28 protein-coding genes are annotated in these 26,965 nt (G+C 65.1%); 10 read left to right on the top strand and 18 right to left on the bottom strand.

The features are described from left to right. The first annotated feature begins 7 nt into the window (after positions 1-7). The 3 genes from SLQ33_RS27175 to SLQ33_RS27165 are packed head-to-tail and all read left to right on the top strand — an operon-like array spanning position 8 to position 2,005. On the top strand, positions 8-229 hold the full coding sequence (locus tag SLQ33_RS27175; protein ID WP_319457011.1) for a ferredoxin: 222 nt from the start codon (positions 8-10) through the stop codon (positions 227-229). After that, entirely contained in the window at positions 226-1,059 is an 834-nt protein-coding gene (locus SLQ33_RS27170; RefSeq protein ID WP_319457010.1) for a TauD/TfdA family dioxygenase, read from the top strand. The genes SLQ33_RS27175 and SLQ33_RS27170 overlap by 4 nt, the downstream gene beginning before the upstream one ends. Before the next feature lie 31 nt (positions 1,060-1,090). Then, positions 1,091-2,005: a TIGR03564 family F420-dependent LLM class oxidoreductase gene (locus tag SLQ33_RS27165; protein WP_319457009.1), complete on the top strand. Its 915-nt coding sequence runs from the start codon at positions 1,091-1,093 to the stop codon at positions 2,003-2,005. A gap of 27 nt (positions 2,006-2,032) precedes the next feature. Here SLQ33_RS27165 and SLQ33_RS27160 read toward each other — a convergent pair whose 3' ends face one another. From SLQ33_RS27160 to SLQ33_RS27150, 3 genes are all read right to left on the bottom strand, one after another. After that, positions 2,033-2,920: an SDR family oxidoreductase gene (locus SLQ33_RS27160; RefSeq protein WP_319457008.1), complete on the bottom strand. Its 888-nt coding sequence runs from the start codon at positions 2,918-2,920 to the stop codon at positions 2,033-2,035. Positions 2,921-2,989: 69 nt separating this feature from the next. After that, a complete protein-coding gene (locus SLQ33_RS27155) occupies positions 2,990-3,904 on the bottom strand; it encodes an oxidoreductase (RefSeq protein WP_319457007.1) in 915 nt (304 codons plus the stop codon). Positions 3,905-3,967: 63 nt separating this feature from the next. Further along, on the bottom strand, positions 3,968-4,831 hold the full coding sequence (locus tag SLQ33_RS27150) for an SDR family oxidoreductase (RefSeq protein ID WP_319457006.1): 864 nt from the start codon (positions 4,829-4,831) through the stop codon (positions 3,968-3,970). Positions 4,832-5,130: 299 nt separating this feature from the next. Here SLQ33_RS27150 and SLQ33_RS27145 point away from each other — a divergent pair, with 299 nt between their 5' ends. Further along, entirely contained in the window at positions 5,131-6,777 is a 1,647-nt protein-coding gene (locus tag SLQ33_RS27145) for an FAD-dependent oxidoreductase (protein WP_319457005.1), read from the top strand. Next, positions 6,774-7,337: an SRPBCC family protein gene (locus SLQ33_RS27140; protein WP_319457004.1), complete on the top strand. Its 564-nt coding sequence runs from the start codon at positions 6,774-6,776 to the stop codon at positions 7,335-7,337. Before SLQ33_RS27145 ends, SLQ33_RS27140 begins: the two co-directional genes overlap by 4 nt. Positions 7,338-7,350: 13 nt before the next feature. Here the strand turns inward: SLQ33_RS27140 and SLQ33_RS27135 are convergent, their stop codons facing one another. The 6 genes from SLQ33_RS27135 to SLQ33_RS27110 form a co-directional block, all read right to left on the bottom strand. Further along, positions 7,351-9,681, bottom strand: coding sequence for a helix-turn-helix transcriptional regulator (locus SLQ33_RS27135; RefSeq protein WP_319457003.1), 2,331 nt, complete (start codon positions 9,679-9,681; stop codon positions 7,351-7,353). Between the two features lie 47 nt (positions 9,682-9,728). Then, positions 9,729-10,595 (bottom strand): TetR/AcrR family transcriptional regulator, encoded by an 867-nt coding sequence (locus SLQ33_RS27130; RefSeq protein ID WP_319457002.1) that lies wholly within the window; start codon positions 10,593-10,595, stop codon positions 9,729-9,731. An 88-nt stretch (positions 10,596-10,683) separates the two neighbouring features. Continuing rightward, positions 10,684-10,956, bottom strand: a complete 273-nt coding sequence (locus SLQ33_RS27125; protein ID WP_319457001.1) for a hypothetical protein — start codon at positions 10,954-10,956, stop codon at positions 10,684-10,686. A gap of 130 nt (positions 10,957-11,086) precedes the next feature. Then, on the bottom strand, positions 11,087-11,944 hold the full coding sequence (locus SLQ33_RS27120; protein ID WP_319457000.1) for an NAD(P)-dependent oxidoreductase: 858 nt from the start codon (positions 11,942-11,944) through the stop codon (positions 11,087-11,089). A gap of 150 nt (positions 11,945-12,094) precedes the next feature. Further along, positions 12,095-12,700, bottom strand: a complete 606-nt coding sequence (locus SLQ33_RS27115; RefSeq protein WP_319456999.1) for a nuclear transport factor 2 family protein — start codon at positions 12,698-12,700, stop codon at positions 12,095-12,097. Positions 12,701-12,705: 5 nt separating this feature from the next. After that, positions 12,706-13,233 carry a chromate resistance protein ChrB domain-containing protein gene (locus SLQ33_RS27110; protein ID WP_319456998.1) on the bottom strand — a complete coding sequence of 176 codons (528 nt, stop codon included), beginning with the start codon at positions 13,231-13,233 and terminating at the stop codon, positions 12,706-12,708. A 104-nt stretch (positions 13,234-13,337) separates the two neighbouring features. On the opposite strand from SLQ33_RS27110, the gene SLQ33_RS27105 reads away from it, so the two are divergent. From SLQ33_RS27105 to SLQ33_RS27090, 4 genes are all read left to right on the top strand, one after another. Continuing rightward, positions 13,338-13,694, top strand: coding sequence for a DoxX family protein (locus SLQ33_RS27105; RefSeq protein WP_319456997.1), 357 nt, complete (start codon positions 13,338-13,340; stop codon positions 13,692-13,694). Between the two features lie 65 nt (positions 13,695-13,759). After that, entirely contained in the window at positions 13,760-14,926 is a 1,167-nt protein-coding gene (locus SLQ33_RS27100) for an acyl-CoA dehydrogenase family protein (RefSeq protein ID WP_319456996.1), read from the top strand. Positions 14,927-14,954: 28 nt separating this feature from the next. Further along, positions 14,955-15,347, top strand: coding sequence for a nuclear transport factor 2 family protein (locus tag SLQ33_RS27095; RefSeq protein WP_319456995.1), 393 nt, complete (start codon positions 14,955-14,957; stop codon positions 15,345-15,347). Between the two features lie 112 nt (positions 15,348-15,459). After that, positions 15,460-15,936 carry a nuclear transport factor 2 family protein gene (locus SLQ33_RS27090; protein ID WP_319456994.1) on the top strand — a complete coding sequence of 159 codons (477 nt, stop codon included), beginning with the start codon at positions 15,460-15,462 and terminating at the stop codon, positions 15,934-15,936. Here SLQ33_RS27090 and SLQ33_RS27085 read toward each other — a convergent pair. Then, complete coding sequence (locus tag SLQ33_RS27085; RefSeq protein ID WP_319456993.1) at positions 15,917-17,071, bottom strand: 2-oxo acid dehydrogenase subunit E2; 1,155 nt, start codon at positions 17,069-17,071, stop codon at positions 15,917-15,919. The two genes, SLQ33_RS27090 and SLQ33_RS27085, sit on opposite strands and share 20 nt — an antisense overlap. Before the next feature lie 3 nt (positions 17,072-17,074). Then, positions 17,075-19,438 (bottom strand): transketolase-like TK C-terminal-containing protein, encoded by a 2,364-nt coding sequence (locus tag SLQ33_RS27080; protein WP_319456992.1) that lies wholly within the window; start codon positions 19,436-19,438, stop codon positions 17,075-17,077. A gap of 185 nt (positions 19,439-19,623) precedes the next feature. On the opposite strand from SLQ33_RS27080, the gene SLQ33_RS27075 reads away from it, so the two are divergent. Next, positions 19,624-20,097 carry an Lrp/AsnC family transcriptional regulator gene (locus SLQ33_RS27075; RefSeq protein WP_319456991.1) on the top strand — a complete coding sequence of 158 codons (474 nt, stop codon included), beginning with the start codon at positions 19,624-19,626 and terminating at the stop codon, positions 20,095-20,097. Between the two features lie 19 nt (positions 20,098-20,116). On the opposite strand, the gene SLQ33_RS27070 is transcribed toward SLQ33_RS27075, so the two are convergent. From SLQ33_RS27070 to SLQ33_RS27040, 7 genes are all read right to left on the bottom strand, one after another. Further along, entirely contained in the window at positions 20,117-20,707 is a 591-nt protein-coding gene (locus SLQ33_RS27070) for a VOC family protein (RefSeq protein ID WP_319456990.1), read from the bottom strand. 66 nt (positions 20,708-20,773) lie between these two features. Next, positions 20,774-21,466, bottom strand: coding sequence for a 3-oxoacid CoA-transferase subunit B (locus SLQ33_RS27065; RefSeq protein WP_319456989.1), 693 nt, complete (start codon positions 21,464-21,466; stop codon positions 20,774-20,776). Next, positions 21,463-22,134: a 3-oxoacid CoA-transferase subunit A gene (locus SLQ33_RS27060; RefSeq protein WP_319456988.1), complete on the bottom strand. Its 672-nt coding sequence runs from the start codon at positions 22,132-22,134 to the stop codon at positions 21,463-21,465. Before SLQ33_RS27060 ends, SLQ33_RS27065 begins: the two co-directional genes overlap by 4 nt. A 133-nt stretch (positions 22,135-22,267) precedes the next feature. Continuing rightward, on the bottom strand, positions 22,268-22,984 hold the full coding sequence (locus SLQ33_RS27055; RefSeq protein WP_319456987.1) for a Crp/Fnr family transcriptional regulator: 717 nt from the start codon (positions 22,982-22,984) through the stop codon (positions 22,268-22,270). A gap of 105 nt (positions 22,985-23,089) precedes the next feature. Next, complete coding sequence (locus tag SLQ33_RS27050; protein WP_319456986.1) at positions 23,090-23,536, bottom strand: metal-sulfur cluster assembly factor; 447 nt, start codon at positions 23,534-23,536, stop codon at positions 23,090-23,092. Beyond that, the gene (locus SLQ33_RS27045; RefSeq protein WP_319456985.1) at positions 23,533-24,615 is read right to left on the bottom strand and encodes an amidohydrolase family protein; all 1,083 of its coding nucleotides are present in this window, start codon (positions 24,613-24,615) and stop codon (positions 23,533-23,535) included. Before SLQ33_RS27045 ends, SLQ33_RS27050 begins: the two co-directional genes overlap by 4 nt. A 43-nt stretch (positions 24,616-24,658) precedes the next feature. Next, positions 24,659-26,947 carry a CoA transferase gene (locus SLQ33_RS27040; protein ID WP_319456984.1) on the bottom strand — a complete coding sequence of 763 codons (2,289 nt, stop codon included), beginning with the start codon at positions 26,945-26,947 and terminating at the stop codon, positions 24,659-24,661. Between the last annotated feature and the right edge of the window lie 18 nt (positions 26,948-26,965).

The raw sequence follows: 26,965 nt of genomic DNA, 5'->3' as shown, positions 1-26,965 counted from the left end.
GTCGCGGTTGACGGTTCGCATCGACACTTCGCTGTGCGAAGGGCACGGGCTATGTCTTGAGTTGGCGCCGTCGGTGTTCGACATCAACGACGAAGACATCGCCGTCTGCGATCCGCATCCCAACGGTTCACTTCTGCTTGACGTGCGGGCCGCGGTCGCCGCATGTCCTCGACAAGCCATCCATGCATCCACCGAGGGTGCCGACCATCTCGAAGGGGACGCACAGTGACAGTTTCTGTAACTCCGTTGTCCGACGCGATAGGCGTTGAGCTCTCAAGCTTTCCGGAAGACCACTTCAGGAGCCCGGCCGCCGCCGGACAATGCCTGGAACTCCTCGGTCGCTACGGCGTAGTCGTCTACCGCGAGGCGCACATCTCAGACACGGAGTTGGTGACCTTCAGCCGCATGCTGGGCGAGGTCGTCCCGGCAGGAGTGGGCTCGCTCCCGGACTTCCCCGAGATCTCGCCGGTGACATTGGATCCCGCGAAGAGCAAGCTTGCCCGGTTACGGCGGAGCACCATCTTCTGGCACGTCGACGGCCTCACCGACGATGTGCCACAGAAGGCGACTCTACTGACGGCAAAGGACGTGGCCGACGACGGTGGGGACACCGAATTCGCGAATACCTATGCGGCCTTCGACACCCTTCCCGAGGCTCGCAAGAAGGAGCTGTCGTCGTACCGCGTCCTGCACAGCATGGCCGCGACACAGCTGCTGATGTACCCGGACCCGACACCCGAGCAGACCGCCAAGTGGGACACCATGCCGTCCCACGAACACCCCCTGGTATGGCGACACGAGGATGGGCGAAGCTCACTTCTCGTCGGCGCGACCACGGGTCACGTGATTGGTATGGAGGCCGGCGAAAGCCGCGCCTTGCTCGACGACGTGCTGGAGTGGGCGACGAGACCTGAGTTCGTGCTGCGCCACCACTGGCACGTTGGGGACCTAGTGGTCTGGGACAACACCGGGATGCTGCATCGCGCCCTGCCGTACGAACCCACCTCGCGCCGACTGATGTATCGCACCACGCTGCGAGGCGAAGAAGCGGTGCGATGAGCGCCCAGGACACCCGAGAGCGGCATCCCGAGTGCGCATCGGACTGACCGCCGGGGCGCCAACGGTGGACGCCATGATCAGGCAAGCGGAGCAGGCTGAAGCCGACGGGTTCAGCTCGCTTTGGTACGCAAGCAATGTCGGTGGCGATCCGCTGGTTGCCATCGCACTGGCAGGCCGCGCCACGACACGCATCGAGCTCGGCACCGCAGTACTGCAGACGTATCCCTGTCATCCTCTGCTGCAGGCAAATCGAGTAGCAGCAGCTGCCAACGGCATGGGGCGGGCGGGATTCACACTTGGCATCGGACCGTCACATCAAGCACTCGTCAGCGACGTCTACGGCATGTCCTACGATCACCCGGGACGAAACACCGAAGAGTACGTACAGATCTTGACCACGTTGCTGCGGGAGCGAGAAGCTGACATCTCGGGCGCCGACTGGAGTGTGCACACCATCGAACCAGTTGCTACCGCGGAATATCCTATGCCGGTGCTACTTTCGGCCATGTCCCCGCGGATGCTGCGCGTCGCGGGTAGGTATACCGACGGCACGGTGTGCTGGATGGCGTCGGCGAAGGTGATCGAAACGCGGGTCACTCCGGCGATCACGGCAGCGGCTGGGGAAGCCGGGCGGCCGGCGCCCCGCATCGTCGCGGGATTGCCAGTTGCCGTACACGACGACGTCGACGAGGCGCGCGCAGCCGCTGGTGTTGCTGCCAGCGTGTACTCGACGCTGCCGAACTACAAACGGATACTCGACGCCGGAGGGCTCGGTGGCGCGGCCGATGCGGCGATCGTGGGCGACGAGAAATCGGTGAGCGCTCAGCTGCAGGCGCTGCTCGACGCGGGCGCCACCGACATCTGGGCGGCGACTGTTCCGGTGGGAGCGGACCGCCGCAGTTCGATCAGGCGGACGAGGGACTTGCTTCGCAGCCTCATTCAATAGTGCTCGGGGCGGGCGAATGCGCGCTCCCTACAAGGCCTTACCGGCCGACAGATCGGCATAGGCCTTCGCCGCGAATTGCTCGAACGTGGTCGGCTTGCGACCGAGCAGCCATTCCAGCGTGTTGGAGTTGCCGACGAAATCGCACTTCGAGTACCACCGCATGATCGAGCGCAGAATATCGGCCTGATGCTGGAGTTCCCCGCTGGGATCCCTTGTGCCCCAGAGCACTTCCAAGAGATCCTCCGGCGTCTTGGCCATGACTTGGATGTCCTTGTCTATGACGCGTGACAGGATTCGCGCGATTTCGGGATGGTCGAGCTTGTCCGGCCCCGCTAGTTCATAGGAGGCGAAGTAGTGGGCGCTTCCCTCCGTCACCACTTTCAGTGCCACGTCGGTGAGGTCTTCGACGGCGATATAGGAGTGCTTGCGCGAGAGATCGGTCCAGAAACAGGGCAGGGCGCCCAGCTGCATCACGGGCGCGACATGCACGTCCCACATCATGTAGTCGCACGGCTTGAGAATGGTGAAGTTCACGCCGGATTCGATCAGCGCTTCTTCATGGTCCCGCTTGTAGCGGTGCTGGATGATGTCGATGATCGTGTGCATCACGGAACTGAACACGACGTGGCGCACCCCGACGCGTTTGGCCGCTTCGACCATCGCGAAGCCGATCTGCTCTTCATTCGGGTGTGCGCCTGGGCTGATGTGATAAACCGCGTCGCATCCCTCTAGCGCCTGGCAATAGACGTCGGGGTCGCTGATGTCCCCGACGAAGACTTCACTGGCACCCAGCTTCAACAGTTCATCTTCGCGACCCGAAGTGCCCCGCGCGGCGCGAATCTTCAGGCCTGCGGCGGCGAGCTTCGGCAGCAGAAGCTTTCCTTGGTGTCCAAAGGCGGCCGTGACCAGAATCATCTTCGTCCTCTCGACTGACGAGTCGTGGGTATCCGGGGATTGGTTTGGTCAGCTCGACGGCGTCCCGGCTCAAACCGGAAACGTGACGCCGGTGAGTTCCTCGGAGATGGCCCAAAGTCGCCGCTGCGCTGCTTCGTCATGAGCACGGCGGCCTGCCTTCACAACGCGTGGGGCGCCACGGGTTTGGGCGAGCTTGGAAGGCGCGAGAAAGTCTCCACCGCACACGGAGGGGTCGGTCGCGCCGCGCAATATCGGCAGGGCACCCATGGCAGCGCTTTGCGTGATGAATGGTCGCGTCAATGTGTAGAACACCCGGAAGTACAGCGGCGGGTCACGGATGAGGTCGGTATCGGAGAGGCCAGGATGCGCGGCGACCGCGACCGTCGTTCCCTTGCCCGACAAGCGTCGTTGTAGTTCATAGGTGAACATCACATTGGCGAGCTTCGACTGTCCATATGCGGCTTCGGGGCTGTAGTGGCGCTCCAACTGCAGGTCCTCGAAGTGGATTCGGGCGCTGACCTTGTGCGCCAGGCTGCTGACAGTCAGCACCCGCGAACCCGCTACCGGCAGCAGCCGATCGAGCAACAGACCGGTCAGTGCGAAGTGACCGAGGTGGTTGGTCCCCAGCTGTAGCTCGAAGCCGTCTTTTGTGGTGGATCTCGGGGGGTACATCACGCCGGCGTTGTTGATCAGCAGATCGATTCTCGGATGCGCTGAACGCAGTTCGTCGGCAGCGGTGCGCACCGAATCTAGCGAAGCGAGATCCAGCTGCTGCACCGCGACGTCGGCGCCCGGATGCGCGGCGATGATCCGTGCCGCCGCCTCCTCGCCGCGGTCGGGACTGCGGACCGCCAATACGACTTGGGCGCCGCGGGCGGCCAACACGAGTGCGGCTTCAAACCCAAGGCCGGTGTTGGCTCCAGTGACGACCGCAACGCGCCCCGTCTGGTCGGGGACATCGGAGGCGGTCCATCCCTTGCTCATCGGCGTTCGCTCCTCGGTCGTCGAAACATGCTGTGATGGACGGCCCCGGCCGGTTCCATCCGGTTACGGTGTGGCGCTGGCAAACTGACGCGCCGCAACGTCGTCGAAGGCGGCTGGTGCGCGGCCCAACAGCTGGGTCAGGACGAACGGGTTTCCACAGAAGCCGTGACGGTCGTAGTGGGCAAAGGTGGAAATCATGTCGGCGGCCGCCTCGGAGTTTTCTTGAGCGGCCGGCGGCAGCGGACCTTGATCGACGCGAACCGTTTCGGGCTGCAGGTCGATCCCCCGGGCGCGTGCCACGGCAGTGACGGCGCGGCGCATCGTCGTGAGTGGGCCGGCCAGTTCGTAGGTGGCGTAGTCGTGAACGCCGGGCTGCGTCAAGATCTTGGCGCCGATCTCGGCGCTTTCGACGAGATCGAGCATTGCGATTTCGGCGTCGACATTGAACGGGACCTTCACCACGCCGGCGGGCTGTCCACCGAACATTGCCATTACCACCTGCGCATACATGGACGGCTGAAGAATCGTCCACTTCAGCCGACTTGACTGCAGAATCGACTCGGCTCGGGCCTTCCGAAGGTGGTTGCGCAAAAAGGGCGTATTGGGATGCATCACCGAGTGATAGGTGAATCGCTCGACGCCGCAGGCCTCGGCCACCCGCACTGCGTTGATGATGAGTTCGTCTTCACGCGGATGCAGCGCCGGCGGGATCGCATACACCGAACGCGCCCCAGTAAACGCCGACGTCAGAGTGGACTGTTCGGCCAGGTCGGCCCGCACCACGTCGCGCGCTCCGGCAGCGTGCAGCCGTTCTGCCCCGGCGTCGCTGTGGCTGATGACGCTGAAGTCCGCATCAACGGCGGCCAGCGCCCGGACCAATTCGATTCCTGCCCAGCCCGCCGCACCGGCGATGACGATTTCGCTCATCGGTCAAGCTCCCTTCAATACACTGCCGATCCAGGCGCATCCAACGCCTCGCGCTCGACCGTGTGGGCGTAGCCTGTGCCCACCTGCAGATGAGGCAGTGCACGGTTCGAGCGGGCACTTTCACGCGGCACGAGGCGGCTCTACACATTTGACGGTTTTTCAACTAATGTGTCAACATCGGGCCTGAGTCTACCCTACGAACTTCGCCCGCGATGGGCGCAGGATCGAACTGCTCGGCAACGACAACGAGGTGAAATAGCGTGGGAACACTGAAGTTTCCGGTACCAGACCGTTGGGACGTGGAGACCGATCTGGTGGCGATCGGATCTGGGATCGGCGGCCTGAGCGCGGCAATCACAGCCAACGAATATGGCATCGAGGCGGTCGTGCTCGAGCGTTCGGAGCTCTTGGGCGGCGTTACCGCGTATTCCTTCGGCGAGCTCTGGGTCGCGGGGAATCATCTTGCGGAAGCAGCCGGGCTGAGCGACTCGGCCGAGGCCGGGCTCGGCTACATGCGCTGGCTCTCGGCGGGTTTCGGCGACGAGCGCTTGATCCACTCGCAGGCGGTGCACGGCCCGATCGCGCTCAAGTTCTTCGAGGAGAACGCTGGCGTGCGCTGGTCACTCATCCGTGACTTCTCCGATTACCTCTGGCCACAGTGTGCCGACGGGGTGCCGGAGGGACGCTTCATTGAGGTCGAGCCCTTCCCCGCCGCCAGTCTCGGCGAGTGGCAGAGCCGAGTACGCGTCTCGCCGCACGTGCCCTACGGGATGTCCCACAAGGACATGTTCGGTGCCGGCGGCATCGCGAACTTCGTCAACTGGGATTTCGGAGTAATGGCCGGCAGACTGGTGCAGGACGAGCGTTGCCTCGGCCCGGGGCTGGCCGCGTATTTCGTCAAGGCGGCGCTGGATCGCGGCATTCCGCTGCTCACGGACACCGACGTCGTCGGGCTGATACAGGATGACGAGGGCCGGGTAGTGGGCGTGGCCAGCAAGCGTGACGGGCAGGACTACTTCGTCCGCGCCCGGCGCGGCGTGGTGATCGCGACGAGCGGTTATGACGGCAATCAAGGCTTCGAGAAGCGCTTGAGCCAGCACGTCGACGTCCACTCCATGCTGGGCCCCGAGATCGATGGCGCGCACCTCCGCCTGGCGGGGCGCCTGGGCGCGCAGGTCGCGCGCGTGCCCGACGTCTCCATGCTTGGCTATTCGATACCCGGCGAGGAGATCGAGGACGGCCGCCCGCTCTGGCGCAACACGCTGACGGAGATGGGGCTTCCTCATGCGCTGGTCGTGAACCGCGCGGGCCGCCGGTTCGGCGACGAATCCTTCTACCGCACATTGGCTTTCGCCGTCGATTACTTCGACGGGAGCAACCAGAGTCAACCGAACTTCCCCTGCTGGATCATTCAGGACGCGCAATCGCGGGCCAAATATCCGTTCGGCTCGATCATGCCCGGTCAGGACCTGCCCGAGGGCCTGGCGGTCAAGGCCGACACGCTGGCGGAGCTGGCGACACGCACCGGGATCGACCCGGAGGGGCTGGTGGCCGAGGTCGATCGCTTCAATGGCTATTGCGAGGCAGGCGTCGATCCCGATTTCCACCGAGGCGAGAAGCCGTGGGCGAAATACATGTGCGGTGATGTCAACAACAAGCCCAACCCCAACCTCGGCCCCGTCGCACAGGCGCCGTTCTACGCGATCCGGCTGGAGCGGGTCAGCGGTGGTGGCATCTCGTCGACTGGCCTTCTGATCGACGAGCATTGCCGAGTGATCGACTATGACGAGCGCCCCATCCCCGGCGTCTATGCGGTCGGCGGTTCGTCCGCGCGGCTCGATCAGGGCGCGGGCTCCCAAAGTGGCTTCTCCAACACCCGGGGCATGACACAAGGCTGGCTGTCTGCCCGTCACGCGGCCGGGAAGCCATCGGAGGAGTTGGCATGATCGATCATTCGCTCACCACGGGGATCGACGCGACCACCGACCAGGTCTGGGGCTACGTCGGCGACATGTCCAACTGGGCGGCGGCCATGCCGGGCTATCGCGAGTTCGAAGTGATCGACGAGATGAACTCGCGCTGGACGTTGAAGGTCGGCGTCGCGGCGATGGTCCGCACGGTCAACGTCCTGGTGCGGATCGATCGCTGGGAGGGGCCCGATCTGGTCGAGTTCACCTATCGACTGGACAACGACCCCGTGGAGGGCGTCGGGACGTACAAGGCCCGCGCGCTAGCCGATGGAGGCACGGAGATCGCGCTCAAGGTCACGATCAACGGCCAGGGTCCAATGGCGCCCGCCTGGGAGGCGATGGCAACGCCGCTGCTGCCGAAACTGGCAAAGGGCTTCGCCGAGAAGTTGAAGGACAGCATCGAGGCCATCGCAAAGGGAAACGACGCTCCTGTCGTCGATCCTCGGAGCAACGCCGCGACCAGCATCTGGCAACGGCTCCGAGGCGTTTGGCAACGGTTCCGTGACCGCAGCCGCAGTAAGAAGCCGGTTGCCTAGTCTGCCCAGCAACCTATCTGTTGCTGAGCTGTGTCCGACTGACCCACGCCGCGATCTGGGTGCGCGAATGGAAGCCCAGTTTGGTGAGGATGTTCTGGACATGCGACTCCACCGTCCTGGGCGAGACCACCAACTCCGCCGCAATCTCACGGTTGCGCATCCCCTTCGCCAGCAGCTCGGCCACCTTGCGTTCCCGCTGGGTGAGTGACTCGAGTTGATCGGCGATGACGGAATCATCCGCACCTGACTCCTCGCGAACGTCCGAGCCGCTATTCCGCCCGATGACGGAGTCGAGTGGCAGTGACATTCCATCCGCGAACGCTTGGTCGAACGCGGTATGTCCGATGCCTTCGCGAATCAGGGCTTCGACCTTCTCTCTTATCTCGTGCCGGTCGAACTGGTACGGCATCCGGAGCGGCCCCGCCTGCCATATCACGTCTGCCGCACCCTGTAGTCGAGCGGCGCGCACGTACTCACCGGAAAGTGCTACCGCCCAAGCCATTCCATCCAGGCACATTGCCGTCCCAAGATCGTGGTTCATCTGTCTGAAGATCACCAACGCCTCGCGGAAGCAGTCGACGGCGACCTCGCGGCGGTCCCTACGGCAGTGCATCAACCCGTTGATCCACAGTGCCGATCCACGCCAAAGTTGAGCGCCGTGCGCCTGCATGAAACTCAGCGCGTCGATGGCCAGCTTGTCGGCGCGCGAATCCCCTGTTACGAAGGCCATCGCCGAAGCGAAGAACATCGCCTCCCCGGTTATGGCCGGATCACCGACCGCAAGCCCCGCGGCGACCGCGCCCTCCGCGTCGGCCAGCGCCGCCGTCGTATCACCGAGCATGAAGTCGGCCATTATCGGACAGAGGGTGAGCGCTGCGCTGATGCGATCCAGTGAGAAGTCACCGGCGAGTTTCCTGCACTCGGCCATGCTTCTCACTGCCGAATCTACTTCTGCCAGCAGCACTTCTACGTAGGCAAGAACCCACAGAGCCTCTGCCCGGGCCGCTGACGGTTCAGTGTCGGCCGCGAGAGCTTTTCGCAACCATTGGCAGCCTTCCACAACCAAACCCGGCGATGCCCAGAACATGCGCAGCACCGAGGCGATGGACATCGCCACGTTGGGCTCACCCACGCCGGAGATGCATTCCTGCAAGGCCAGGCGGATATTCGCGTGGTTGGCACGAATATCCTGGAACCACACGATCTCCCGTTCGGTGAAGAAGTCATCGTGGCCGCGCTGCGCTAGCGCCGCGAAGTGACAAAGGTGGCGAACGCGGACCTCCTTGGCCTCGCCCACCGTCACGAGGCGTTCTTTGCCGTATTCACGCATCGTTTCCAGCATCGAGAAGCGGGCACCGCGCCCCGAAACCGCGGCCTGCCTCCGCAGGATGGACTTGTCGACGAGGCCGGCCACTAGATCGAAGACGTCGTCCTGCGGCAAACGATCGTCGGCGCATACGGACTCTGCTGCGTCGAGGTCGAATCCGCCGGCGAAGACCGACAACCGGGCCCACAAGAGCTGTTCCGCCGACGAACACAGCTCGAAACTCCAGTCGATGGTGGCTTTCAAGGTCTGATGCCGAGGAGGCGCCGACCGTGGTCCTGTGGTCAGCACATCCAACGAACGTTCGAGGCGCGCCAGGATCTCCCCCACCGGGTAGGCCCGCAATCGCGCGACGGCCAGTTCGATCGCCAGTGGGATACCGTCGAGTCGTCGGCAAATCTCAATGACCGACCGCCGGAATTCCGGCCCAGCCGGGAGTGCAGGAAGCACCGCCGCGGCGCGATCGAGGAACAGATCTACCGCTTCGGAATGGACACGTGAGGGTTCGATCCGGTCCGACGCAGCTGACTTCGGAATTGACAGCGGTGGCACTTCGAACAGATATTCCCCATCGCTGCCAAGTACGTGACGACTGGTCGCCAGAACGCGCAGTTCGGGCGCCGCTGCCAACAGCCTGCTCACCAGGTTTGCCACCGGCTGGATCAGGTGTTCGCAATTGTCGATGACGAGCAGCAGGGTCTTGTCGCACAGATAGTCCGCCAGGCTCTGGGCCGGGTCGCCCGACGTGTCCGTGAGCCCGAGCGTCACGGCCGTATGGAGCGCGAGCAGGTCGCCCTGCCCCAACTCGGCGAGTTCCACCAGCCACACACCGTCCGGAAACGCCGGGTGCAGGTCGCTGGCAACCCGACGCGCAAGCCTGGTCTTTCCGACTCCGCCGGGCCCGGTCAGGGTAAGCAACCGACTAGCGGTAAGCGCACGCCGCACCTGAGCCAACTCACGCTCACGACCGACGAAGTTCGTGACTTCGGCGGGGAGCTTGCCCAGCGACCGCACGCGCATGAACCCGACGGTACATCCAGGCGATGGCGGTCGTTACAACGCGGACATCAACCCGAGCGCCGACGAGCTCGCGGCTTCTCCGTAGTCTTCGGTTGCTTTTGCTGGTCAAGTGTCCGCTCGAGGTAGTCCAAATCCGAACGAAGCTGCGCAATGGCCGCACGTGGACCAATCGCGCCAGGTAGATGCCCGTCTGGCGAACGAACCATGCCCAGGGCAAGATCGGCAATCTGCTCGGCCACCTCGGCCGGGGTGTGCTCGCCCAGAGATTGCTGCCACCAGGCGATCCAGTTGCACATGCCGATCACCGCGAGCGCGGTAGTCCGCGGATCGACCGGCCGGAATTGACCAGCCTCGATCCCCTCCTCGATGAGCAGGATGAGTTCCCGCAACGTCGCCCGCTGCGCCGCGCGCTGCGACCGGGCGAGCTCGTCGGGCAGTTCCGCTTCAGAGCGGACCAACATCTGGAACCGACCGGGATCGTTCGCTCGACGCAGGGCGATGGCATGGGCAACGCCGCGCAATCGGGCGGCTGGCTCGCTCCCTGGGTGAGTGGCTAGGCGCTTGATTTCGGCCGCCGGAGCTTCAGTCGTCTCGGTGACCAGCCGGGCAAGCAGCTCGTCCTTGCTCTTGACGTAGTAGTACAAGGCAGGACGAGTCATGCCCATCGCATCGGCTACATCCTGCAGACTCGTCCCGGCGAAACCACGCTCGGCGAACAGGCGCGCCGCCTCCGTGAAGATCTGGTCCTCGACTAGACCTCGGCGCGACGTGCTGCGCGGTGCGTCGTCGGTGCGGGCCGCAGCGTTCGCACGCGGTGCCCGCCGCGTCGGGGTCGCCTTCGCGGTGGCCTTTTTCGGGGTCGCCTTCGAGGTGGCCTTCGGAGTCGCCTTCGAGGTCCTCTTAGTAGCTGTCACGCCCAAATCTTAACGGCTAAGTAAAATCAACGACCGTTGGGCGGCGGCGCTGTTCAGCGCCGAGGGCCAGAAGGCGGACGCGAGTCGGTCACAACACGGCGGGTGCGGACGTCGACGCGCATTCGCCGATCACGGAGTCCGCGAGTTCGTCCAGCAGTTCATTCATCCGTCGCTTGGCGCGCCGAGCGGCGAGCGCATCCCGGCTCTGGGTGGCCTTCCGCAGCTGCCACATGGTTTCGGAGATCAACTGCTGCAACACGGCCGCATCAGGCCGCGGCCCGACTACTCGATCATTGGGGTTCAATCCGGTCTGGAGCAGAGATGTCACGTGTTCCCGAGGCGGCGCTGCCAGTGTGGTCATCGTCACACCATCGCATCACATGACCGAACTGCACCTGGTCAGGACTACTGAGTTCACTACTGAACTTTGACCGTCGGTACCGCCTCGCCGCCGCCATCACGGTGGACGAAGGCGGGCACCACATGCTTGATCAGCGGATGAAAGCCTGGAAAAGCGAGGCGGGGTCCGATGCTCCGTAGCCGTCGTCGGCGAGCTTGTGGAAGTGTTCGCCGACGATGCTGATCAGGTCAACGGGGGCATTGATCGCCTGTCCATAGGCAATGACTTCGTCGACGTCCTTCAAGCTCAGGTCGACGGTAACGAGCCGCCCTTCGAACTCACCGGACGCGATGAGCGGGGCGCGAATCTTGAATTGGCCAGACATTGCGCCGGGGCTCGCTGAGATGAGCTCGGCAACCTGATGCAGGTCGAGTCCGGCCAAGTGCGCGTATGCCATTGCCTGCGCCGCGGCCGTCACGTGGACGAGGCCGAGAAATTGGGCGACCAGCTTCATTTTGGTGCCGGTGCCAAACTCGCCGACGAAGCAGTAGTTCGGCGACATCGCCGCGAAGACGTCCTTGAACCGGTCGTGTATCGCGCGGTCTCCGCTGGCGTAAATCATCGCGATCTTGGCTTGCGCCATCGGCGGCGTGCCGCTGACCGGTGCATCGAACAATTCCGAGCCACGCTCGATGAATTGCTTGCGAACCCGCTCCTTCTCCGATACCGGCAGCGTGCTCATCTCGATCAGCGGCGGCACGTCATCGACCGTGAGCAGCTCGGCTGTGACCGCGTCGAAGGAGGCTACGGACGGCAGGCAACTAGCGATGATGTCCGCGGCCTCGGCGACAGCCGATACCGACCCGTCACCCGGCACCGTCGCCCCGCGCGCGACGAGGAGTTCGGCGTTGCCGCGATTAGTGCAAACCACCGTGAATCCCGCATCGAGCAACGAACAGGCCAGGGGCAACCCGAGACGGCCCACTCCAACGAAACCGACTGTCGTCATCGCCCTTATCTCCTTGCCGACTGGACCAGCTACACAACCGTGAAGCAACTGTGTTCCTCGACACATACGTTAATCTATCGTCGCCTGAGTAAGCAACTGTAAGTTGAGCCCACGACCCTGAACCCGTTAGCGACTGTTGTTCAACGGATCTCAACGATCGAGTGGTGCGCCTCGTAACCACCGCGCACCACTGGCGTATAGGGCGTCGGCCCGACTGCCGGTCGGGCCTGGCATGTTCAGGTCGATGTGAAATCCCATCCTCGCTTGAACGTATGCGAGATGGCGGTATTCCTCCGGAAACGTATCCAGCAACGCCCTATCGAGTCCAACGGTCTCCGCGGGATTCACTGGGCTGAGGCGATCGTGTTCGTAGATCGGTTGACGAAGGACCAAGCCCCACTCGCCATCTCGACACTCGAAGAAGTCGTAGAAGCGGGCCGTGGCCTCGACGTCGCACAGCACGCCGTCGACGAGTGCACGCTGGCCTATCCTCGCCTTGGTCTGCGCGACGGCCCGGTGGCCAAGCACGTCGACGACCGAACCGCCGAGGAAGTGGCTGACTTTCGCGCCCCGTTCGGCTCCCTCGCGGCACAGGCGAATGAATTCGTCACGGGGCCCCTGCCACCACATCGTCACCATCCGTCCGTCGTCGTGCCAGACCGACCGGAGGCGTTCCCAGTCGAATGAGTCTCGCCACATCGCCCAACCGTCGATCAGTCTCAGGATCTCCAGCTCATGCCGCAGGAGGGTCGGCATGCCGCTCATGTCGTTGCATCGGCTTGCGCTCGCCATGCAGCGCGGAGGCTGGCCATCCGTTCCCAAAAGGTCTCGGGGCCGAACCGGGGATCCATGCGCCGTGCCCAAAAGTAGGCGTACAGCCCGTCGTAGAGCTCTCCGGAGGCCTGAATGTTGTCGTGATCGGCCGGCCACCGCAGCATCAGGCCCTCGGACAAGGCCAACAGCGCCACACCCAACGCGAGGGTCTCCGTTGTGGCACCTTGCTGGTCCTCACCGAACAGGTGTCGGATGCCCGCACGCACCACGTCTGCGATGTCGTGCAAGACGGGATCGTCGAGTTGGTAGTGCCGCAGCAACTTGTCGAACGTGGAACCGTTCTCGTCATGCATCCCGAGCTCAGCCCCGGGTAGAGCGAAGGGAATCGCATCGGCGGGCCACGGCTTGTCCGGGTCAATGAACACGAACTCCGCGTCCGGATCGATGCTCCTCCGGATGAGCCACGGCGATGCCACCCTGTCCAGATGCACGTTCTCTCTAGTCACCCAACGCATCGGCGTTCAACTCTCCTTACTAGAACGTCAAGAATTCTTCATAATAGTCCGAATCGCCGTTATGCTTCCGGCACTCCGCATTCCCGACATTGAAGGACCAACCCATGCAGTCATTCACCAACATACTGTCGATCGTCTTGGCAGTCGGCTTCCTCCTGTCCGCAGCTGCCAAGCTGGTCGGAGTCGAGGCGATCGAAGAGAGCGCTCGAAAGCTGGGCATCTCACGCCGCCTGCACGTGATAGCGGCACTTCTCGAGATTGCCGCTGCCGCAGGACTTGTGCTGGGTATCTGGTGGCTTCCATTGCGTATCGCGGCGGCAATCGGATTGACGATCATGATGGCGATCGCCGTCGGCTACCACATGAGCGCCAAGGACAAAGCGGCCGGCACCGCCGCGCCAGCTCTACTAGGCGCGTTCACGCTAGTCGCCGCCGTTCTGTCAGTACCGATGAATCTTTGACAGCGTTGTCCAATAAGGAATACGGTGCCAGGTGAACCCGTGAGCCAACAAGAGGGGCCGACGACATGACCGAGACATTGAGCCCGCACACCAACCACGAGTCGGTGGTCAAGAAAGCAGCCGACGTAGCCCAGGAGATTCGCGGCCTGGCCGCGGAGGCGGAGCGGCTTGGGCGCCTTCCCGATGAAACCGTCCGGCTACTGGACGAGGCCGGCCTCCTCAAAGTGCTCGCGCCGCGCGCTCGGGGCGGCTACCAGGCATCGATCGACACCTTCAGCGACGTGGCGGAAGAGCTCGCGAAGGCCTGCGGTTCAACGGCCTGGGTGGCCAGCATCTACATCGGCAACATGTACATGCTGACAGCGTTCTCCGATGAGGCGAACGCTGAGGTGTACGCACACGAATACCCCAAGGTCGCTCAGTCATTCACCCCCACCGGACAGGCGACTCCCGTCGACGGGGGCTTCCAGCTTTCCGGAACCTGGCGGTTCTGCTCCGGCCAGCATCATGCGCAGTGGGCGATTTTCCTGTCCTTCATCATCGACGGTGACAACCCTCCCGAGGTGGCGACGTTCCTAGTGCCGAAGGAAGACTGCACCGTCGCCGACGACTGGCAGGTCTCCGGCCTGGCCGGGACTGGCTCGAATTCGATCACCGTGACCGACAAGTTCGTTCCCGCTCATCGAGTTGCGCGGCCGAGCTCGCCGAATCCATCGACTGACTTTGCCGATCCGTTCTATCAGATCCCGACCATCCCGTTCTTCGTCGCAGGTAGTGTCGGCGCTCCGCTCGGGCTCGCCGGCCAAGCCCTCACATTGCTCCGCGAACGCATCCACAAGAAGGGCATTACCTACACCAGCTATACGCGTGCCGCTGACGCTGCGGTCACGCAGTTCCAGCTCGCCGAAGCCTCGATGAAGTTCGATCAGGCCGGCTTCCACGCCAAGCGGGCCCGCGACACGGCGATGAAGCTCGTCGACGGACCGCTCGAGTTGGAGGAGCGGGTTCGAATCCGTGCCGACGTGGCCTGGGTGATCGATCTCTGCCGCGAGGTCATCGACATCGCGCGGCGCGCATCCGGTGCGAGCGGCATCCACCTCAAGGATCCGATGCAACGCATCGTCCGCGACATCGGGGCCTTGTCGGTGCACGCCTTCCTCATCCACGCGACGAGCGCGGAACTCTATGGTCGCGTGCTCTGCGGACTTGAGCCCGGCACGGATCTGTACTGAGTCCACGGCACAGGAAAGGAATCCACCGATGAGCCCTACACGGAACAAGGTCGTAGTCGCCGAGCTCTTGAATGCACTCGAGGACGGGGATGTCAACGCCGTCCTGGCGCGGCTGACTGACGACGCAACGTGGTGGGTGGCAGGCGATCTGCCCATCTCTGGCGATCATGACAGGGCAGCGATCGAGCAGATGATCGCCGGACAGGCTGCGATGGTCGTCCCCCCGATCAAGTTCACTCCGGTCGGCTTCATCGCGGAGGGCGACCGGGTCTCGGTCGAAACCGAGTCCGCTGCCGACCTGAAGAATGGCAAGCACTACAGCAACAAGTACCACCTCGTCTTCGAGTTCGAGGGCGACCTGATCTCGCGTGTGCGCGAGTACATGGACACCAAGAGAGTCGTCGACATCCTGTTCAGCTGACCGTCGGCGCCGCATGCATCGACGACGGTGTCGAAATAGGCTCGGACAGCTCACATTTCGGCGTGCCTGACCCTCGGCTCACCAGCGTCTACCAGAGCTCTGGGAGGTACCCATGACTACCAACTTCGGGGCGAAGGAAATGGTCGACTTGGTCATCCGCCATACGGACTGCGAGGTCCGCGAAGACTGGGATGGGTGCATGGCGACGATGTCGGCAGCTCCCTACTACTTGCACTATCCGCTGGGCCTGCGGGTTAACGGTCGCGACGCCGTCCTCGAGCAATGGAAGCGCATGACGGCCGCCGCAGAGTTTGGCGATGCTGCCGCGTCTTGGACAGTCCGCCATTGGGTCGTCGATGAGTCGGTCATCGTCGTCTTCGAGTGGAATGTCGATGACGGCGATGGACAGACACGGAAGAAGTGCAGCTTCGCAGTGTTCCGGTTCGCCGACGGTCTGATCGAAAGCGAGACCATCTTCGGCGACAGCGATGTCGACGCCCTGACGCGCAAGGCGCCAATACCTCATCAACACCGAGAGCCAAACCAGCGTCGAGCGATGGGACGAGCCCTCACATATCTGATGCGTTGAACCCGGTTGCGAGGCGGGTCTTTACGGCACCCAGATACCCAGCGGCATCTGCGCCGTCGACCAGTCGGTGGTCGTAGCTGAGGGACAGATACGCCATCGATCGCACACTGAGCTGGAGGCTGCCGTCGATGCGCATCGGCACCACCCGCTCTACGACTGAACCAATGCCGAGGATCGCTGACTGCGGCTGGTTGATGATCGGGGTGTCGAATAGTGCACCACGGCTGCCGGTGTTGGTGATGGTGAAGGTGCCGCCGGAAAGCTCGTCGGCGCCGATCGTGCCGTCGCGTACCCGGCCGGCGAGATCGGCGATGGCCCTGGCAAGCCCACTGACACTGAGGTTTTCGGCGTGCTGGATCACCGGTACCATCAGCCCCTTCGGACTGTCGACGGCCATCCCGAGATGACACGCATGGTGGTAGCTCGCCTCCGTGGCGTCGGGATTCAAGGAGGCGTTGATGACGCGATGTTCGGCGAGCGCATCCACGGCGGCCTTCACGAAGAATGGCAGGAACGACAGCTTGATCCCCGTCTGCCGCAGGAAGTCGTCCTTGTGTCGGCCGCGCACGGCCGCGACCGCGGTGACGTCGGCTTCCACCACGGTGGTCAACTGAGCCGAGGTGTGCAGCGACTCCATCATGCGGCGCGCGATGGTCTGCCGGATTCGTGGCAATTTCTCGGTGGTCGAGTCGGCGGATCGGGCCGGCTCCGCCGCCACAGTCGTGGCGGTCGTGCTGCCTGCCGTGGATATCGCTGCCGCCGCAGCGGGTTCGGGGTCGGGCTCGACCGTGTCTGCCGCGGTCACCTGGGCCGCCTGTTCCCGCCGATCGGGTGTCGCCTCCTCGGCGGGAACAGACGCTGCCAGCGGAGCGGCGGGGTTGGCTGCTCCGATGACAGCCAGGGGTTCGCCGACGGCGACGACGCTGTCTTCGTCGGCGAGGATGCGCAGCAATGTTCCTGCTGCGGGTGAGACGATCTCGGTGTCCACTTTGTCGGTGGACACCTCGAGGATCGGCTCATCGAGGGCGACCTCGTCACCGGTTTGCTTCAACCAGCGGGTCACGGTGGCCGAAGTGACGCTTTCGCCGAGGTCGGGCAGCGGCACGCTGGTCTCGGCCGGACTTATCGTGGTCATGAATCAGCCTCGCATCGTTGGGGTTACACCCGCGGCGCCGAGGGTGTCGAGCGCGGCGGCGACGATGCTGTCAGCGTCCAGACCGTGGTAGCGGTACACCTCGTCGAGTGATCCCACCTGTCCGTACCGGCTTACGCCGAGGGCGACGTGGTGCACGCGATTGACGCCGGCCAGGAACGCCAGCGTGTGGGGATGGCCGTCGAGCACGGTGACGATCGGGGTCGCTCGGTTGGCGGGGAACAGCTGATCGAGGATCCAGCTCTCCGCGGTGCCACGACCCTGCCGAGCCTGCATCGCCTCGAACAGCAGCCCGGGGCTGGTGACGCAGACGACGTCCGCGACCACACCGGCTGAGCCGAGCCGCTCGGCGGCCGCCAGCGCCTCGGTCATGACCGCGCCCATCGCGACGATGGTCACCACTGCGCCATCCCGGCGAACGATCGGATATCCGCCGGCCACGACCTGCTTGCGGCGGCGTTCGCGCGCAGCCGGGTCCTCGGGCACCTCGGCGAGCTGCTGATCGACCGGCCGGGTGGACAGCCGCAGGTAAGCGGAGGTGCCGTCGGGCCGGCCCAGCCGGGCCACGCTGGCCAGCAGCGTCCATTCCACGTCGAGGGCGAACGCAGGCTCATACGAGATCAATCCTGGCGTTTCGATCCCCACCGACGGTGTCGTAATCGATTGATGGGCACCACCTTCGGCAGCCAGCGTCACCCCCGACGGCGTCCCGATCAGGATCGACTGCCCGCCCGCGTACATGCCGTAGGTCCAGGGTTCCAACGCGCGCTCGACGAAGGGGTCGTAGAGCACGCCGATCGGGAACAGCGGCTCACCCCAGCGGCTCCAGGTGGCGCCCAACTCGCCGAGCAGGCCGACGAGGTTGGTTTCCGCGATGCCCAGTTCGATGTGCTGCCCGGTGGTCCGCTCTCGCCAGTGCATGAGGGTCTCGGCGTCATCGGCGAACCAGTCGTGGCGTTCGGCGGTCGACCACACGCCGACCTTGTTGATCCAACCCGCCAGATTCGTAGTGGAGCTGACGTCGGGGCTCACGGTGACGATTCGACGCGCCGCCTCCGGGGCTGCCCGGGTCAGGTCCAGCAATAGCCGGCCCAGTGCCGCCTGCGTGGTGGCCGTGCCCTTGGGAGTTCGGCCAAAATCCGTTGGGACGGTGGGTATCACAGAGACGGGAACCGGCTGCCGGTGCAGCCGCCGCGCCACGTCGGAGCACAACTGCGCGGCCGGGGTCCCCTCGTCGAACCGGCCCCACGGCTTGTTCGGATCCATACCCAGCGCCGAGGCGAGCGACTCGTACTGCTCGACCGACAGCAACGACGAATGGTTCTGCGGATGCCCCGCCGAGGGCAGCCCGTAGCCCTTGATCGTGTAGGCGATGATCACGGTCGGCCGGGTGTCGTCGATGCGCCCGTAGGCATCGATGAGAGCCTCCAGGTCATGGCCGCCGAGATTGCGAATCGCGGCCAGCAGTGTCGAATCATCCAGACCGGCAATCAGTTCCGCGAGCTGCGCGCTGTCAGGGCCGGTTCCGGGCAACCGGACGCGTAACTCGTCCGCGTCGCAGCGCAGCAGTCGCTGATACTCGGGGTTCGGCATCTCGAGGATCCGGGTTCGCAGCACGTCGCCGCCGGGTCGGGCGAACAGCGACTCGAGCAGCCTGCCGAACTTGACGGTGATCACCTGCCAACCGGCCGCCTCGAACATCGACTCCAGCCGACCCGCGGCGATGTTCGGCACCACCCGGTCCAGCGACTGCCGGTTGAGGTCGACGATCCACACCACCTCGCCAAGATCGACGATGCCGGGATCCACGATCGCCTCCCACACCGCGCCCTCGTCCAGTTCGGCGTCACCCACCAGTGAGTACTGCCGGCCGGTACCCGCGTCGGCGTCGAGCGTGCTGTTGACGTAACGACGGGCCATCGTTCCCCAGATTGGTGCCGTGGCACCAATCCCGACCGATCCCGTGGAGTAGTCGACCGGATCGGGATCCTTGGACCGGCTTGGATAGGACTGCAAGCCACCGAACTGGCGCAGCGTAGTCAGATAGGACTCGTCCAGCTCGCCGAGCAGATAGTTGATCGCGTGCAACACCGGTGAGGCGTGCGGCTTGACCGAAACACGGTCCTCGGAACGCAGCGCCGCGAACCACAGCGAGGTCATGATCGATACCGACGATGCACACGACGCCTGATGTCCCCCGACCTTGAGCCCGGAAGTGTTGGGACGCACTCGGTTCGCGTGGTGGATCATGGCCGTCGACAGCCACAGCGTGCGACGTTCGAGCTCCGCCAACGCTTCGAGATCGGAAGACCCGCCGAGGCTGTACTCGGGCTCGGTGACCGTCGTCATCAGTGTGCTCCTTGTCTGCGCGACCGTATACAGATCGCCCATCAAGTGTGGCTAGATACCCATCATTCGCGCAACCATGCCTTCCCATTGTGTGCATAATGCCAACGAGCCCATGGAGTGTTGGGGCCCTTGCTTGTCGAATCGACAAGCAATCCGACCACAGGTGACAAGTGGAGGTTGGTGGCATGGCTAAGGCCTTTCGCGCAGATCCGATCGATGCCCGCATCTTTCGGGCACTCATCGCCGAACCCCGTGCGAGCGCAGTCGCGCTCGCTGACCGAACGGGTTTGTCGCGGAACACGGTTCAGGCGCGACTGAACCGACTGGATGAGCGCGACGCACTGGACTCGTTTGAACGGTGCATCGACCCAGCGACTCTCGGTTTTCCACTACGGGCATTCCTGTTCGCGAACGTGACGCAACGCCGACTTTCCGCAATTGCCGCCGATCTCAATGCGATACCCGAAGTCCTGGAGGTGCAGGGGCTCAGCGGCGCAACGGATCTACTGATCCAGGCCGTTGCGCGTGATGCCGACGACCTCTACCGGATCGCCGGTCAAATACTGGAGATCGATGGAATCGACCGGACCACGACGTCTCTGGTGATGCGTACCTTGGTCGACTACCGCGTCACCCCGCTCATCCCGGACGACGAGTAGATGCGGCGCTGCCAGCTGATCAGTCGGATTTGGCGACCGTCGGGGCGAAGCCACCCGCATATGCCATGCCGTGCAGCTCGTCCAGCGTCGCCCCCTGCGCCCAGGCGTGATGGAGCGCCACCGGATCGAAATCCTTACCGCGCGGATCGGCGTGGAATGCCGGGTCCTTCGCCATGAACGCGGCCGAATCCGACCAGTTTTGGAAGGTGTCCACCTGCAGTTCGACGTAGTTGCCGTCGGGATCGGCATAGTAGAACGAGATCGTCGGGCCGTGGTCGATGCAGTAGTCGGGCTCGATGCCCGCGTTCCGCACGCGCTCGTACGTCGCCATCAGGTCGTCGACCAACTCGAACTCGAATGCCACGTGCCGCAATCCGGTGTGGGTCCGCGGGTCGCGCCGTTCGGAGACCTCCGGAAATGTCACGATCGCTACGCGGTGGTTCGCCTCGTCGTTGGTAAGCCAGGCGCCGAAGTCGGCGCGATGGGTGGCTCGCATTCCAAGTACTGCCACGTACCAATCGATCATCGCGTCGAGCCGGGCCGTCTGCAGGGTGATGTGGTGTAGCCGTGGCAATTTCGGGGACGTCGGTGCGTCAGATTTGATCGCCATGGGATGTCTCCGCTCGTATTTGCTCGGGCAGTCCGCGGTCGTGCGACCGACCTTCATAGCAGGACGTTAGGGGCCTTTCGGGTGGGTATCAGTCACCTTTGTCACAGCCGGCTGGTCGGGCGCGAGGATCGGCGCATCGGTCACGGCCCGCACGTCGTCCAAATCGAGGCCCTCGACGATTTCAAGCGCGACGAACGCACCGTCGCGCACCTCGAGGACGGCGATGTCGGTGTACACCCGCTTCACCACGCCGGCGGCGGTGAGCGGATAGGAACACGTCGTGACGAGTTTGCTTCGCCCCGAGGAGGTCTGGTGGGACATCACGACGAAGACCTGTCGCGCACCCACGGCGAGATCCATCGCGCCGCCGATGGCGGGTACGCCATCGTCGCCTGTCGACCAGTTGGCGAGATCCCCGCTCGCGGAGACCTCATAGGCGCCCATGACTGCCACGTCGACGTGACCGCCACGGATCATCACGAACGCCTCGGCGTGGCTGAAGAACGAACCGCCGGGCCGCATGGTCACCGGCAGCTTGCCCGCGTTGATCAGCTCCGGGTCGACCAGCTCTGGCGCGGGGGTAGGGCCGATCCCGATCATCCCGTTCTCGCTGTGCAGCAACAGTTCTCGGTCGTCGGGTAGATGGTCCGCGATGAGCGTCGGTATCCCGATGCCGAGGTTCACGCACGCGCCGTCGGGCAGATCGCGTGCGACTCGGGCGGCGATCTCGTTCCTGCTCCGCCTCACTGCCGCCGTCATGCGCCGTCACCAGGGCCGAGTACCCGGTCCACGTACACGCCCGGGGTCACGATCTCCTCGGGATCGAGCTTGCCGAGTTCGACGATCTCCTCGGCCTGCACCACGGTGAGCGTCGCCGCGGCGGCCATGGTCGGGGCGAAGTTCCGCGCCGTCGCGTGATAGCAGAGGTTGCCCCAACGATCGGCGCTCCTGGCACGCAGCAGCGCTACGTCGGCGGTGAGGGCGCGCTCGAGCAGGTACTCCCGCCCGTCGAAGACCGCCGTCTCGCGGCCGCGGGCAATGTCGGTACCGACCCCGACAGCCGTGTAGAAAGCCGGTATGCCGGCACCCCCGGCCCGGATTCGTTCGGTGAGCGTGCCCTGCGGAACGAGTTCGAGTTCGATGGTGCCCGCCGCATACGCCCGCTCGAACCAGATCGAGCCGGGCGAGCGTGGGTAGGAGCAGATGATGCGCGCCACCGCGCCTTCCCGGATGAGCGCGGCAAGACCGTGCTCGCCTGCGCCCGCGTTGTTGGCGATCACCGTCAGCTCCCGGACGTGCCGGTCGAGGAGCCCGTCAATCAGCCTGTCGGGCACGCCGACCTCGCCGAAACCGCCGATCATCAACACCGTTCCATGCCCGACACCTGCCAGCGCCTCGTCAACGTCCGCGCAGCGCTTGTCGATCACAGTGACACCATGCTCGTCCTCGTCGGTATCGCGTCAGCGGCACCCGGGGGTTCCGGGACCACGTTGGCAGGCTACGAACAGATTCCGGCCGCGGCGACTACCTTTGTCACAGACTCGGTGGCGCGTGGCGGGGCTATTCCGCGGAGGCGATCTTGCCGAGTCGTACCGGGTCCGTCAGCCGCATGGCGCGGCCGTCGCGGACCAAGAGCCCTTCGGACCGCAGCTCGGAGATCGAACGGCCAACGACGGCGCGCACCGAGCCGATCGCGTCAGCCAGGTCCTGCTGGGTCGCGTACACGATCAGCCGGCCGTTCTCCGCCACCGCGAGATCGAGCAGATGTCGGGCCAGCAGCTGACGAACGGAGAGGAAGATGTCGTCGGCGAGCACCGCATGTCCGGTGACCATGTCGTCCGCGATCCACTGACCGACCCTCCAAGCCAGCTTGCCGTCACGCTGGGCCAGGGTCGCGAACAGTTTTGGTGGGAGCTTCATGATGGTGCATGCCGTCAGCGCCCTAATCACCATTGGTATCCGGGTGGGTGCCAGCGCGGGGAGGAAGACGGTGACAAGGCCGACCATCTCGCCCCGTCGCAAATATCGCATCGCTGCGCGGCGGTCCACCGAAGTCAGGTGAACACACGCCTGTCCGGACATCACGACGACCAGGAGCGGGCCGTCCCACCGGATGATCTCGCCGGCCCCGACCGAGCTCTCGGAGGCGTGGTCGAGAAGTGCGTCGCGGAAGCTGTCGGGCGTCTCGGCGAGGCGACTGGCCTGCCAGGCGGCGGTGAGCCTCGAGCGGCGGGCCAAGGCGGCAGCGCTGCCCCGCACTCCGCGATCAGTTTCCATCGACGTCATAGTCAGCCTCCGGGGAGGTGCATCACCCGGCTGGACGGCACATGGCCAGCGGGGCTAAACACAGTGGTCGGACGTTCCCACCCGGGCATTCCGAAGTCAAGCATCGGATCCGCGCAACGGTATCCGCACCGGCAGCAATACGGATTCGTGCGAGGTTCCGTCGGGCGCCAGACCGATCCGATCACCTGTTTGCGACCTCCGCGCCGATCGTCTGGCCGCGAGCCGAGCGCGGTAGCTAGGTGACATGTCCGTCGGCAGCCAGTCCGCGCTGACGTCGAGGTCGACCTCCGCTCGCGCGACGCCGGGCAGAGCCTCCAGCTTTCGCCGCGACTCCGCGGCGAAAGGGTAGATCATCAGACAACCAGGGTCCGTCGTCCCAATCGTCACGCGGACGACGGCCCCGTCAGGCTCCTGTTTCACCTGTAGGGACCGGACCAACCCCAGCTCCGCGATGCCTGCGCGCGCGCCCGCGGCGACGCTGCAAGGGTCGATGACCGTGTCGAGGGTGGCGCGGATCAGCGCCTCGGTCACCGTTTCGCTCACCGCACCGCCTCCAGTTCGGCGACTGGTCGCCCACCCGTCCACGGCTCCGCCGTCCCCTGGTCTCCCCCTGCCGGGTCACCCGCGAATGCTGTCTGCAGCTTGGCGATGTCCAGACCAAGTATGCGTGCCTGGTTGCGACCGAGGATGGCGATCTTGTCCTCCCGCGTGAGCTCGGGAAAACCGTAGCCCTCGACCAAGTCTCGCGGCATCTCGAAGTTCCAGAAAGCCTCGACCAGCGGCCGAGGGTGAAACAGCATCGCGCCCGTGGCCCAGACCAGTCGATCACGGCCACCGGAGGCAAGCAGGGTCCCGAGGATCTCGGCGAACCGGCGTGGAGCCTTGAGCAGGTACGCCGTGGTGATCTCGAGATTGATGGTCACATTCGGGAACCGGGCCAGCTGGGAGGCGGTCTCCTCCAGGAACGCCCAGCCACCGTGGACCAGCTCGAACGTCATGTCGGGGAAGGCCATGGCCGCCCCCTCGACGTCGGCAGGACTGTAGGGCGCCAGCGGCACGGGTCCGATGGGCTGGGACTTCTGCAGGGCGATGGTCCGGATGCCGTGGGCCCTGGCGCGTTCGATGAGCGGGTAGGCAGCCTCCGGGTCGTCGAGGCGGAACTCCAGGATCTTGCCGTCCACGATGTCGTGCGGGTAGATCTTCAGTCCAACTGCTCCGACCTCGGCGAGCCGGTCGATCTCGTCGAGCGCGTTCTCCTGCCACGGACTGAGTCCGCCGAAGATCAGCACCCGGCCCGGATACCGCTCGCGCAGGGCGAGGCCCGCGCTCAGCGGCGACAAGCCGTTCGCGTACAGGCCGTGCACGTTGATCGCGTGATAGATGCACATGTCGGTCGGGCTTTCGGCGAACAGGGCGTGCCCGACCAAGCCGGGATCGGTCGCCGCCGCGAGAAAGCGCTCGCGGTCGAGCGTCCACTTCGCGGCTCCGCGAGCCTGGAACCCTTGATGGAGGCCGTAATAGATCACGTCCGCCGCCTGCTCAGCCATCGGATCGCGGTAGGTCTCCGGCCGCAGATCGAAAGCGTGTGCCACAGCGTCGATGACGAACGCATCCTCGATCATGATTTCCTCCTCGCTGAGGTCGTGTTCGAGATGTTCGGGTGAGTCAGTAGACGACGATCTCGCCGGGTGGGAGTGAATCGGCCACGGCGCCCGAGGAGCGGAGCTCCTCATAGCGGTGGGCGAGCCCGGCCTCGGTCACGACGTCGCGGGTATCGGCGCCCGGCGGCGGCACGGGGTGAGTGATCAGGACCGGCGTACGCGACAGCCGGGGGGCCGGGCCGACCATGCGGACCGGACCGACACCGTCGTGGTGCCGGACGACGCTCAGCCCGGTGGCCCGGACGTAGTCGTCGTCCATCAGGTCGTCGATGTCGACGAGGGCGTGGGCGGCGATGCCCGCCTCCCGCAGCCGATCAACCCACTTCTCCACCGTGCCTTCGGCAAAGCACGCCGCAAGGCTGTCGGCGTCGAGCCCGCTCAGCCCGGTCACCTCGATGAGCCGGATGTCATCGCCGTCGGCGACCGCGGCGAGATAGAACCAGCCGTCGGCCGTCTGGTAGAGCCGGTCCAAGGGACCGTTGCCTTTGGCCTCGGGGCCTTGCGGCTCATCCCATTCCCGCCCGTCAAACCCCACCAGGAAGGGCAGCTGGTGGTGCGACCCGGCCTGGACGAGCGACGACTGCACGTGCTGGCCTTCGCCCCGCACCGACCGGTGATACAGCGCCAGGAGCACGGCCGTCGCCGCCAGATGCCCAGTGCCGTAGTCGCAGATCGTGAACCGGTACAGGCGTGGCTGGCCGCCGCCCCAGCGCAGCATCATCCCCGTCGGCGCCTGCCCGAGCGGCTCGTAGCCCCGATAGCCACCTCGCGGCCCGTCATAGTTGTAGGTGCTGACCGAGCAGTAGACGATGTCGGGTCGATGCGCCCGAACGTCGCGCTCCCCCAATCCAATCCGCTCGGCGATTCCCTGACTGCAGTTCTGGACGAACACGTCGGCGCGTTCGAGCAGGCCGGTGAGCACGTCCTTGCCCCCCGAAGAGGTCGCGTCGACCAACGCGGTGCGCTTGCCGCTGTTGGTGTGCAGGTGGCCGACGACCCAGTACGCCGGCTCGTTGATCTTGATCACGTCGGCGCCGAACTCGGCGAGGACCCGGCCCACGGAGGGGCCAGCCAGGACGAGCGTGGTGTCGACGACCCGCATCCCCTCGAGCGCGCGGGTCAGTTGCACCGACGGTGTCGGCGGTGCCGGGGTAGGTCGGGATCGCCGGTCGGCGAGGTCGACCAGGATGCGGTCGCGGTCGGAGTCGAGCGGTCGCCGCGGACCGTTCGCGCGTGGCGGCGTCCGATCCAGGCTGACGGCGTAACCGAACTGCGCAGTCGGACCCAGCTCGGGGTCGTCGACGTCGATGACCACCCGCGCGGCCCTGGCGTGCGGGTCTGCCAGCCACTCGCGTGAGGTCTGGCAGACGGAGAACGGCACACCGGCCGCGTTGATCAGGCGATCCCACTCGTCGGATGGCCGCTCTGCCAGCAGCCCGATGATCCGCTTGCGAGCCTCGGCGGCCAGCGCCTCGTCCTGTTCCAAGCGGATCGGGTCACCGAGTCCGGCGTCGCGCCACTCCTGCGGAAAGACCGCGGCGGCGAACTTGCGGAACTGCCTGCGGGTCGCCATGACGAGGTAGCACCACCGCCCGTCGGCCGCCTGCGCCTCGATGGCGCAGGCGGCGTGCCCGAACGGCGTCTGCGGCATCGGCAGCTTCTGCGCGGCGTTGCCGATCCCTTCGAACATCGCGCCAAACAGCGGGACCTCGATTTCCTGCCCGAGCCCGGAGCGCTCGCGCGCAATCAGCCCGGCGAGAATGCTGTTGACCGCGACCACGGCCCCGAAGCTGGAGGCCAGCGGCAACGCCGAGTAGCTAGGGTCAGTCGGCCCGCTGCTCGCCCAGGACAGGGCGACGCCTGGCGTGTAGTGCCCGGTCGCCGCGCCGAGGATGCCTTCCCAGGCTGGCAAGTCCGCCCGCGGGTCGTCAGCGGCGAAGCCGGGAAGCGAGCAGTAGAGCAGTCTCGGGTTGGCCTGACACATCGCGGCGGCGCCGACGCCAAGCCGCTCCATCACACCCGGCCGGAAGCCTTCGATCAGCACGTCGGCGGAGGCGACGAGATCCTTGGCGACCTGCTGATCGGACCCGTTCTTCAGATCGAGCACGATGCTGCTCTTCCCGCGCTGAAGCACGGCGTTGGCTGGGTGCCGCCAACGGGGCCCGCCGGGCGGGTCCACGCGGATCACCTCTGCACCGTTGTCGGCGAGCATCATCGCCGCCAGCGGGCCGGCTATGTACTGGCCGAAGTCGATGACCCGCAGGCCGTCGAGTGCGCGCTGTGACCCAACCATGCGTTCTCCTGTGTTGTC

Origin of the sequence: Mycobacterium sp. RTGN6 (assembly GCF_033804605.1) — a bacterium.
GTDB lineage: Bacteria > Actinomycetota > Actinomycetes > Mycobacteriales > Mycobacteriaceae > Mycobacterium.
The sequence above is the reverse complement of the archived record's forward strand: the minus strand, read 5'-3'. Positions and strand labels throughout refer to the sequence as shown.

Bases quoted from the DNA above. Each gene is read 5' to 3' on its own strand.
- SLQ33_RS27160 (WP_319457008.1), bottom strand. From the start codon at position 2,920: ATGATTCTGGTCACGGCCGCCTTTGGACACCAAGGAAAGCTTCTGCTG.
- SLQ33_RS27155 (WP_319457007.1), bottom strand. From the start codon at position 3,904: ATGAGCAAGGGATGGACCGCCTCCGATGTCCCCGACCAGACGGGGCGC.
- SLQ33_RS27150 (WP_319457006.1), bottom strand. From the start codon at position 4,831: ATGAGCGAAATCGTCATCGCCGGTGCGGCGGGCTGGGCAGGAATCGAA.
- SLQ33_RS27140 (WP_319457004.1), top strand. From the start codon at position 6,774: ATGATCGATCATTCGCTCACCACGGGGATCGACGCGACCACCGACCAG.
- SLQ33_RS27135 (WP_319457003.1), bottom strand. From the start codon at position 9,681: ATGCGCGTGCGGTCGCTGGGCAAGCTCCCCGCCGAAGTCACGAACTTC.
- SLQ33_RS27125 (WP_319457001.1), bottom strand. From the start codon at position 10,956: ATGACCACACTGGCAGCGCCGCCTCGGGAACACGTGACATCTCTGCTC.
- SLQ33_RS27120 (WP_319457000.1), bottom strand. From the start codon at position 11,944: ATGACGACAGTCGGTTTCGTTGGAGTGGGCCGTCTCGGGTTGCCCCTG.
- SLQ33_RS27115 (WP_319456999.1), bottom strand. From the start codon at position 12,700: ATGCCGACCCTCCTGCGGCATGAGCTGGAGATCCTGAGACTGATCGAC.
- SLQ33_RS27110 (WP_319456998.1), bottom strand. From the start codon at position 13,233: ATGCGTTGGGTGACTAGAGAGAACGTGCATCTGGACAGGGTGGCATCG.
- SLQ33_RS27105 (WP_319456997.1), top strand. From the start codon at position 13,338: ATGCAGTCATTCACCAACATACTGTCGATCGTCTTGGCAGTCGGCTTC.
- SLQ33_RS27100 (WP_319456996.1), top strand. From the start codon at position 13,760: ATGACCGAGACATTGAGCCCGCACACCAACCACGAGTCGGTGGTCAAG.
- SLQ33_RS27095 (WP_319456995.1), top strand. From the start codon at position 14,955: ATGAGCCCTACACGGAACAAGGTCGTAGTCGCCGAGCTCTTGAATGCA.
- SLQ33_RS27090 (WP_319456994.1), top strand. From the start codon at position 15,460: ATGACTACCAACTTCGGGGCGAAGGAAATGGTCGACTTGGTCATCCGC.
- SLQ33_RS27085 (WP_319456993.1), bottom strand. From the start codon at position 17,071: ATGACCACGATAAGTCCGGCCGAGACCAGCGTGCCGCTGCCCGACCTC.
- SLQ33_RS27080 (WP_319456992.1), bottom strand. From the start codon at position 19,438: ATGACGACGGTCACCGAGCCCGAGTACAGCCTCGGCGGGTCTTCCGAT.
- SLQ33_RS27075 (WP_319456991.1), top strand. From the start codon at position 19,624: ATGGCTAAGGCCTTTCGCGCAGATCCGATCGATGCCCGCATCTTTCGG.
- SLQ33_RS27070 (WP_319456990.1), bottom strand. From the start codon at position 20,707: ATGGCGATCAAATCTGACGCACCGACGTCCCCGAAATTGCCACGGCTA.
- SLQ33_RS27065 (WP_319456989.1), bottom strand. From the start codon at position 21,466: ATGACGGCGGCAGTGAGGCGGAGCAGGAACGAGATCGCCGCCCGAGTC.
- SLQ33_RS27055 (WP_319456987.1), bottom strand. From the start codon at position 22,984: ATGGAAACTGATCGCGGAGTGCGGGGCAGCGCTGCCGCCTTGGCCCGC.
- SLQ33_RS27045 (WP_319456985.1), bottom strand. From the start codon at position 24,615: ATGATCGAGGATGCGTTCGTCATCGACGCTGTGGCACACGCTTTCGAT.
- SLQ33_RS27040 (WP_319456984.1), bottom strand. From the start codon at position 26,947: ATGGTTGGGTCACAGCGCGCACTCGACGGCCTGCGGGTCATCGACTTC.